The organism is Serratia sp. 506_PEND, assembly GCF_001076875.1.
Lineage (GTDB): Bacteria > Pseudomonadota > Gammaproteobacteria > Enterobacterales > Enterobacteriaceae > Serratia > Serratia marcescens.
On the sequence record NZ_JVEL01000056.1, the window covers coordinates 1 to 8757 of the forward strand.

Sequence of the window (8757 nt, forward strand, 5' to 3'; positions counted from 1 at the left end):
CGCCGCTTTCATTCCGCACGCTCTCCCACGCCCCGTCGCGCCACCTTTCCTACTATATTCATTGTTTTTCATCGTATTGCTTTTATATCCGCCGATCACAGAACGCCAAAGAGAGGAACCATGCCGCCAAACGCATACTCCCGACGAGGTTCTCATCTGCGAGAACACCTGCTTTTCCTGCTGCTGTTGCTGGCCCTGAACGTCTTCGCACCACCGGCCCTGGCGCAAAATGCGCCGCCCGCGCCCGCCGACAAGAGCGAGCAGCAGAAAGCCGCCTACGCCGCGCTGGCCGATCTGCTGCAAGACGACAAAGCGCGCGCGGAACTCATCAACCACCTGAAACAGACCGCCGGCGACGCCCCCGCCGCCGCGCCGGCAACGCCGGAAGAATCGACGCCCGCTACGCTGAGCGACAGTCTGAACTCGCTGGCGCAGGAAGGCATCGGCACCTTTAACCAAAAGCTCGGCGCGCTGCAAAAGCTGATCGACTCCGGCCCGAAGCGCGTTTTCAATCCCGCCGGCTTTTTCCGCGCGCTGGGCTACTTTCTGCTGACGGTGGCGGTCACCTTTGCGCTGTTCCACCTGATCCGGCGGCTGATCGCGCCGCTGTACAAACGCATGGGCAGTTGGGGACACAATGCGCGGCTACAGCGCGGCCCGTGGTATCAGCGCCCCGCCGCCATTCTCGGCGCTTTCGCCATCGATCTGCTGGTGCTGCTGCTGGCGCTGGCGGCGGGCAATCTGTTCGCCCGCCACGTCCACGCCGACAGCGCCACCATTCTGCGGCTGCAGACCCTGTTTCTCAGCGCCTTCGCGGTGATTGAATTTTTCAAGGCGGTGCTGCGGCTGATTTTCGCCCCCAACTTCGACTATCTGCGCCCCTTCCCCTTCAGCGACCGGAGCGCGCACTACTGGAACACGCGCCTCGCCTGGCTCAGCGGCCTGATCGGCTACGGCCTGATGGTGGTGGTGCCGGTGGTGGCGGTACAAATAAGCTACCCGGCCGCCGCCACCGTCAACCTGGTGGTGATGCTGGCGCTGACGCTGTACGCCCTTTGGCTGATCCTGCACAACCGCAAGCCGATACAGCAACAGATCAACCTGCTGGCCGAACGGTCGATGGCGTTTTTCAGCGTGATCCTGCGCGGCCTGGGGCATATCTGGCATCTGCTGGCGATCGCCTATTTTCTGGTGTTGTTCGTGCTGTCCCAGTTCGACATCGGCAACAGCCTGCGCTTTATGATGAGCGCCACGGTGAAAAGCCTGTTGGTGGTCGGCGTCGGCGCGCTGCTGTCCGGCATGCTGACCCGCTGGATTTTCCGCCGCATTTCACTGCCGACCGACGTCAATCTGCGCTACCCGATGCTCGAGCGGCGCATCAACTCCTACATCCCGAACGGGCTGAAGATACTGCGGGTGATGGTGGTGCTGGCGGTGACGCTGTTCCTGCTCGATGCCTGGCATCTGATTAATCTGTACCAGTGGGCGGGCAGCGAAAATGGCCAGCGGACGCTCGGCGGGCTGGTGCATATTCTGCTGATCCTGTTGATCGCCGTGTTCAGCTGGACGCTGATGGCCAGCATCATCGAGCACCGCCTGGCGCTGGAGCTGAGCAACGGCGTGCGGCCGAGCGCGCGCGAACGCACGCTGCTGACGCTGTTTCGCAACGTGTTGGCTATCGTGATCAGCACCATCACCGTGATGATCGTGCTGTCGCAGGTCGGACTGAACATCGCGCCGCTGCTGGCGGGCGCCGGCGCGCTGGGGCTGGCCATCAGCTTCGGTGCCCAGACGCTGGTGAAAGACGTGATCACCGGCGTGTTCATCCAGTTTGAAAACGGCATGAACACCGGCGAATACGTGACCGTCAGCGGCATCACCGGCACCGTGGAGCGCATGACCATCCGCTCGATCGGCCTGCGCGACGACTACGGCGTCTATCACATCGTGCCGTACTCTTCGATCACCACGCTGGCCAACTATGCGCGTGAGTTCGGGGTATACCGCGCCAATTACACCGTCAGCCGCGACGAGGACATCGATCGGGTCAATGCGGTGCTGCATCAGGCCATCGAGGCGCTGAAGCAGGATGAACAGGTGAAGCATTTCCTGATTGGCGAGCCGGTCTTCAACGGCGTGGTGGCGCTGGGCGATCGCTCGTTCACCACCCGCGTGACGGTGCGCACGCAGGCGCTGAAACAGTGGGTGGTGCAATACGCCCTCGACCGGCTGGTGAAAATCCATTTCGATCGGGCCGGCATCGGCATGCCGCAGCAGGCGATGCAGATTTCCCGCGCGCCGCAGCCGCATGACGAGCAGGCGCCGCCCGCGGCGATCTGAGGTTAGCGCCCGCGCCCGCAGGGCTGAGCGGCCAGGAAGGCCGCCACGTCCTGCCGGTAGGCGTCGTATTGCACCGAGCGCGGGGCAAACAGGCCCACCACGTTGATCAGCCACGGATGGCGCGCGAACAGCGGCTTGACCATCACGTGATCGGCCTCGTCGATGCGCGTCACCGTCAGCAGCGAGGCCGGGATCGTTTGCCGATACACACGCTCGGTTTCGTCCGCGTCCACGTTGACGTCGCGCCCGCCCAGGATCAGGTGCACCGGCGTGGCGAAATGCCGCAATCCCGCCGTCGCGTCGCTGGCCATGTTGGCGCGGATAAAGCGCCAGCGGTCGGCGCTCAATGCGGCGGCGGCGCCATACTCACGTCGGTACTGCGCGTAGCCGTCCGGTTGTTCGAGCAGCGTTTGGATATGGCGCCAATGCGCCTCGCGCGCCTGGATCTGCGCTTCATCATCCCCCGCCGCCGCCATCGCCGCCCGGGTGTTATAGCGCCCCTGTCGCAACCAGTTGATCGCCGGCGCCAACGCCAGCGTGAAGGCGATGTCGGGGCGCAAACGCGCCACCTCCGGCATCACCCACCCCGCCTGGCTGGTTCCCCACAACCCCACGCAGCGCGCATCGAAGCGCCCGTCTCGCCGGACCCAGTCGATGATATCGGCGGTTTCCCGCGCGCGATCCGCCATGGTCTGATGCAGCCAGTTACCTCCGGAGCCGCCAACGCCCGGCTTATCGAAGGATAAAACCGCATAGCCTTGCTGCGCCATCGCCTCCCAAATGCCGTAATAGCCTTCGTCGCGGCTGGCGTTGGCCGGCCCATCGCCGTGCACGAACACCACCACGCCGGGCTTGAACGGCGCATGCTCCGGCAGCACCAGCGTGCCGGTCAACCGATTGCCGCCGGCGGACACCGCGACCGGTTCGGTGACAAAGCGAAAGTCGTTGACGTAAATCACCCAGCCAAGCGCCGCCAAAACCAGCGCCACGAGGCGCAGCCCTATTTTGCGCACGTCGTCTCCCCGTTGCGTTTCTCCATCAATATCCAATCGGCCTGGCCGAACAGCAGCCCCAGCAAGGCGTAATGCTCTTCGCGTCGCACCTGAAAGCCGCAGCGCCGGTACAGACGCTGCGCATCCACGTTGCGCCGGCTGACGTGCAGGCTCAGGCGCCGGCCTGCGCCTTGTTCGGCGGCGTAGCCGTTCATCCACTGCAGCAGCCGCCTGCCCACCCCTTTGCCGCGCTGATTCTCCGCCACCGCCAGGTAAGAGAGATACAGCTCATCGGCCGCCGGGGCATGCTGCAACACCACCATTTGCAGATACATGCGCCAAACGTTCAGCCAGCCATAGCGGCGACACAGCCGCCAAATCGGCAATGCGCGCGGGCGCAACCCGCCGTCGCCCTCTGCCTCGGCCGCATTGAGGGCAAAAGCCGCCACCACCTGTTCATTCTGTTTCACCACGAAGCTGCGCTCCCGGCTGCCGCTTTGCCGCCAACGCCACAGCCGATAGAACAGACGCCACTGAAGGCGGGCGCTCAGACGGCGCGCGCGCTGGAATTTGTCGCTGAACGCGGCGTAGATCAACGCCGCCGTTTGCAGCCGGTCAGCGTCGCGATAAGGCTCAATGTGCAACATATCAACCTCGACTAGGGTTGGCGGTAGAGCAGTTGCTCCAACAGCCGCACCGGCGTGATCGCCTCCGGCGAAGGCGACGCGAAGATCGCCTGCCGCCAGGCCTGGCTTTCGATCACGTCCAGCACCAGTTGCGCGAGCGGCAAGGGCGCTATCGCCGGCGCTATCTCGCCGATTTGCTGAGCTTCGGCGATCGTCGTCGCCAGCGCCTCAATCAACTGCCGCTGGTTGGCGCTGAACGGTTCGGCCAATGCCGGGTTACGCGCCACTTCAGCCACAATCTCCGCCGACAGTTGCACATTGTCCGGTTCGGCGACAAAAGCGTGATAGGCGGTGAAAAAGGCCGACAGCGCCTCTTTCGGCCGCTTTCTGTCGGCCAATAATCCGGCGGCGAACTCGGCGAATACACCGTTTTCCAGCAGCGCGATCTCGCCGATCAGCGCCTCCTTGCCGGAAAAATGGTTATAGAGGTTGCCCACGCTGACGCCCGCCGCCTGGGCGATATCCCGCATGCTGGTCTGGTGAAATCCCTTATGGGTAAAGCTGTGCAGCGCGGCCTCAACAATCTTTTCTCGGTTTCCCATCGTCAGTTCCCGAAACGGTGAAGGGGGCGCCTGGCGCCATAAATTGACATGAACGAACGTTCGTTCACATTAAGTTTAGCATAGACCGGTAAAATTGAACCGCAGCTCAACGGCGTGCGAATCGGCGGGAATATAAAAACGCCGCCCCGCTTTCAGGGGCGGCGTCCGGCAGACTCAGTGCAACGCGTCGCCTTGTTTCACCGACGTAAACGCCTGCATCAGCTTCACGACGTCATGCATGCCGATATTGACCTGGTTGATCACTTCTCCGGCATCGTGGGTCAATGCCACACCGCCGCCGGCCTGTTCCACGCAGGTCGCCATGCCGGCGATCGCCGCCGCCACGCCTTGCTGGATAGACTTGGTCATGCGTTCGATCTCGGTCGCCGCCTTGCGCGACTGCTCCGCCAGCGTGCGCACTTCATTGGCCACCACCGCAAAACCGCGCCCGTGCTCACCGGCGTGAGCGGCTTCGATGGAGGCGTTAATCGCCAGCAGGTTGGTTTGGGCAGCGATTTTACGAATGGCTTCGACGATGGTGCCGATCTGCTGAGAGCACTTGCCGAGCTCGGTGACCACGCCCGACGTTTCGCGCGCCGCCGCTTCGACCTGCTGCATGCCTTTCACCGCCTGCTGCACGATGACCGCGCCCTGCGCCGCTTGCCGATCGGTATCCAGCGACAGATGATGCGCGTTGCGCACCATCTCTTCTTCGTGCTGCTGCTGTTGCATTAGCCGGGTGATGTCCTGGGCAATCTTCACCACTTTCACCACCTGGCCTTCATTGTCGAGGATCGGGTTGTAACTGGCCTCCAGCCATACCCGTTCGCCGCGCCGGTTGACGCGCTCAAAACGCCCGGTGATGAACTCGCCGCGCGCCAGGCGCTGCCAATGCCGCCGATAATCGTCGGAAGCGGCGAACGCCGGCGGGCACAGCACCGCATGCGACTGCCCGCATGCCTCTTCCAGACGATAGCCCATCAGCGCCAGCATATTGTCGTTGGCGCTGACAATGGTGCCCTGCGGCGTGAAAGCGATCATCGCCATCGATCGATTCAGCGCCGCCAGCAGGCTGCGGTGTTCCTGCGCCTGGGTCACTCGCTCGGTCACTTCGCTGGCGATCTTGACGATTTCCACCACCTTACCCTGTTTATTCAGCACCGGCGCGTAGGTGCCCTGCAGCCACACCGCCTCGCCGTTTTTCGCGATGCGCTTTATCGTGTCCGTGATGGGCTGCCCCTTATTCAGCGTCTCCCAATGCTTGCGATATAACGGGCTGGCGACATAGTTCGGATCGCAGAAAATACGGTGATGCCGGCCAATCACGTCATCGCGTTGAAATCCCAGCGTGTTGAGGAAGAGATCGTTGACGCGCAAGACCGTGCCGTCGGGCGAGAATACGATCATGGGAACGGCGTGTTCTATCGCGCCCAGTTCGGCGCCTTTGTGGGTAGTTAACTGACTGAATCGTAACAGCATAAGGTGTAGTCCTTGTGGCAGATGATGGCGCTTTTCTTATTTTGTCTGGCCACATGCCGCGCCCACACGCAGACGTGCCATCGCGGAAGGAACGGGCAGCGCCGAACCTTCTGGTTATTGCTATTAACCGGATTAAATTTATTTATTCAGTAAAGTAATTATTCGAATTTAAATAAACCAACAACCTAAGATTTTTATTATTAAATGCGTAATGAGAATAACGTAAGTAATGAAAATTGAAAGGTAAAATGCGGATTTTTATCGGCGCCGGCAGGATAACCGGCGCCGTTGAGCTAACACATCGCCTCTTACGCGACCAGCGGCTCCGGCTCAGTCACCGTGCCGTTGAGCATGATTTCCGGCACATAGCGCAGTTCATTGAGCAAACTTTGATGGTCCTGCCCCAAGAGCAGGATGACGCTGTCCGCCGCATCCAGACGGTGGTCATCATTGTTATCGACAATGAGGTAACTGCTGTTTTGCTCGCCGAGAACGCTGCTGACCCCGACCTTGGCACTCAACGCGCCAGGCTGACCGAGATCGAGCAACGCGGCCAACAGCTGGCTGGCGCTGCCGCCCTGCTCGGCCGTCAGGGCGCTGATTCTCGCCTCCATGCCTTGCGCATCGCTGACCCCATAATCCGCCAGCTTAGCGCCGGCGCCATGGGCAATCCGCAGGCCCGAAAGCACATCGTCGATGCTGCCCTGCGTCAGCGAAAAGTCTTTTAACGTCACGCCTGACGCCGCCGTGCTGCTCTGCAGCGTAACGTGGCTTTTCCCTGCGCCGGCGACGATCGTCGTGTCTCCCTGCACGTTAAATTGATCGCTGCCTCCTCCGCCTTTGACCAACAGCTGTTCGCCCTGTAGCCCAAGATCTTCCAGCAGCGGCGCCAATTTGGCCTGCGCGCCACCACTTAACGGCAGCAAGTCCAACATTTGAATGATCGTGCCGTCACCGCTGCCGCCATGAGAGGACGTCAGGGTGAACCCATTACCGGCGAAGGCCGAAGCGTCAACCTGGCGGACCTGAGTGTACCCCTCCGTTAGCGTCAGGTTGAAATTCGCGCCGCCGGACAACGTAATGTCTTGCACCTGATCATTTTGCCCCGTCAGCGTCAAGGCGCCATTTCCCCAGCCGCCGGTGTTAATGGCAACCAATGTCAATGGATTTTCATCGCCATGCGAGTCAAGCGCCAACGAGCCGGCATTACCGCGCCCGGAGAACAACAGATCGAAACGATCGGTGGCATTCTCAAGGAAGGCTATCTCCAGCCGGCTGTCCGCATGATCGCCGATACCGCTGATTTCAAGGCGCGCCGCATCGGCATTGGCGTTGATCACCTTGACGTTATCCGCCCGGCCGGACAACAACAATCCCTCACGGCCAAGCGCCTGCGCCGCCCGGCTCTGCACGACCGTCCCACCGTCCGTTCCCTCTACGGTGGCGTTGCCGCTCAGCACCCCGTAGTCAAACACATGAGCACTCGTCGCCAGCGCTTTCGTGCTGTAACCGTTCCAACCGATTTGCGTCAGCGTAGCTTCCGCCTGGCCGATGTAACCCGCCATATCTATCTGTTCGAAATGACTGAAATTGGCGGCATTGCTGCTCACCGTACTGATGCGCACGCCAAAGAGATCGAGCGTCGAGGTCATTTTGACGATCAGGTTGGCGGACAAAATATCGTGCCCGTCACCGCCATCGGCGCTGAATATCAACCCCACATGATTGGCGCCGCCATCGGCATTGCCTCCCCATAGCAGGCTGTCATTGCCGTTGTTCAGATAAAAGTGCCCTTGGGCGGCGGCGAGATCGGCCTGCGAAGTGAGCTGCACCCGATCGTCGCCATAAGTGCCATGCACTGTCACATTGGCATTGTTTACCGTCATGTCCACCCCATACCGAGCCGCAGGGTTATTATGCAGCCAGATATCCGCCGCAGCGTCGCCATTGACGATCAGGTAAGAAAGCTGCGAGGCATAGCTCAGGTCAACCGTGACGTCCGCGTCAGCATCCAGGAACACCCTGAACAGCACGGCGGTTTCCGCATTGCTCAGCGTATGGTGAGCATGCGTATTCACCGTACCCGATGCGTTGCCTCCCCCCTCGCTGGTGGCGAGAGACGCGGTCGTTTTATACGCCAGGCTGGCGCCGACATCGCGCGCGAACATCCACTGTTCATACTGAACATCACCTGTCGGCGGCGCATTGATCAGCTCGGCGATCACCGCCTGCGTGACCAGGGCCTTGTCGCCGCCCAGCGCCCGGTAGTGGTCCAACTGCTGTTCATTCGCCGCCCGGCCATGCACCGCCTGATAGACGTGCTGAATAAAGTCGTCCCCCTGTAAACCACCGATCTGCGCCTGAAATTCCGGCGTCGCCAGAAGGGCCGTGACCAATTCGGTATAGCTCAAGGTGCCGGAGGCCAGCGTCTTGCTCCAATTGTCCAGCGAGACGCTGTCCACCGCCCGCTCGGGCAATGCACGGAACAGCGCCGCTATCTGCTCCAGATACTCGGTCGCCGGCAGTTCGCCCGGCGAATATTCCTGGCCCGCCGCATTGAAATGCTGTTGAGCCGCCGCATCTTCCGGCGCCACCACCCCGCGCAACTGCGCGATCATATCCACCAGCAGATCGCCGCGCGTCGCGCCTTCCGCCAGCCGTTGCTGGTAAGCGGCCAGTTCAGTTGCCGTCGGTGGCCGTTCGAATCCCTGAGCGAAC

Annotated in this window: 6 protein-coding genes; 1 reads left to right on the forward strand and 5 read right to left on the reverse strand. The window is 61.6% G+C overall.

All coding sequences use genetic code 11. The annotated features are described in order from the left end of the window. Window positions 1–120 precede the first annotated feature (120 nt). The gene (gene ybiO, locus ADK28_RS01775; RefSeq protein ID WP_053093505.1) at window positions 121–2340 is read left to right on the forward strand and encodes a mechanosensitive channel protein; all 2220 of its coding nucleotides are present in this window, start codon (window positions 121–123) and stop codon (window positions 2338–2340) included. Window positions 2341–2342: 2 nt separating this feature from the next. Here ybiO and ADK28_RS01780 read toward each other — a convergent pair whose 3' ends face one another. The 5 genes from ADK28_RS01780 to ADK28_RS01800 all read right to left on the reverse strand — a co-directional run. After that, window positions 2343–3353, reverse strand: coding sequence for an alpha/beta hydrolase family protein (locus ADK28_RS01780; protein ID WP_048794718.1), 1011 nt, complete (start codon window positions 3351–3353; stop codon window positions 2343–2345). Beyond that, the gene (locus ADK28_RS01785) at window positions 3341–3979 is read right to left on the reverse strand and encodes a GNAT family N-acetyltransferase (RefSeq protein WP_033640929.1); all 639 of its coding nucleotides are present in this window, start codon (window positions 3977–3979) and stop codon (window positions 3341–3343) included. Before ADK28_RS01785 ends, ADK28_RS01780 begins: the two co-directional genes overlap by 13 nt. 11 nt (window positions 3980–3990) lie before the next feature. Continuing rightward, complete coding sequence (locus ADK28_RS01790; protein WP_033640930.1) at window positions 3991–4560, reverse strand: TetR/AcrR family transcriptional regulator; 570 nt, start codon at window positions 4558–4560, stop codon at window positions 3991–3993. A 174-nt stretch (window positions 4561–4734) separates the two neighbouring features. Continuing rightward, the gene (locus ADK28_RS01795) at window positions 4735–6039 is read right to left on the reverse strand and encodes a methyl-accepting chemotaxis protein (protein ID WP_048794719.1); all 1305 of its coding nucleotides are present in this window, start codon (window positions 6037–6039) and stop codon (window positions 4735–4737) included. 308 nt (window positions 6040–6347) lie between these two features. Further along, on the reverse strand, window positions 6348–8757 hold a 2410-nt coding region (locus ADK28_RS01800), incomplete at its 5' end, for a hypothetical protein (protein WP_048794720.1).

What these genes read in the sequence shown, in the direction of transcription:
- ybiO (WP_053093505.1), top strand. Translation starts at nt 121, where the DNA reads ATGCCGCCAAACGCATACTCCCGACGAGGTTCTCATCTGCGAGAACAC.
- ADK28_RS01785 (WP_033640929.1), bottom strand. Translation starts at nt 3,979, where the DNA reads ATGTTGCACATTGAGCCTTATCGCGACGCTGACCGGCTGCAAACGGCG.
- ADK28_RS01790 (WP_033640930.1), bottom strand. Translation starts at nt 4,560, where the DNA reads ATGGGAAACCGAGAAAAGATTGTTGAGGCCGCGCTGCACAGCTTTACC.
- ADK28_RS01795 (WP_048794719.1), bottom strand. Translation starts at nt 6,039, where the DNA reads ATGCTGTTACGATTCAGTCAGTTAACTACCCACAAAGGCGCCGAACTG.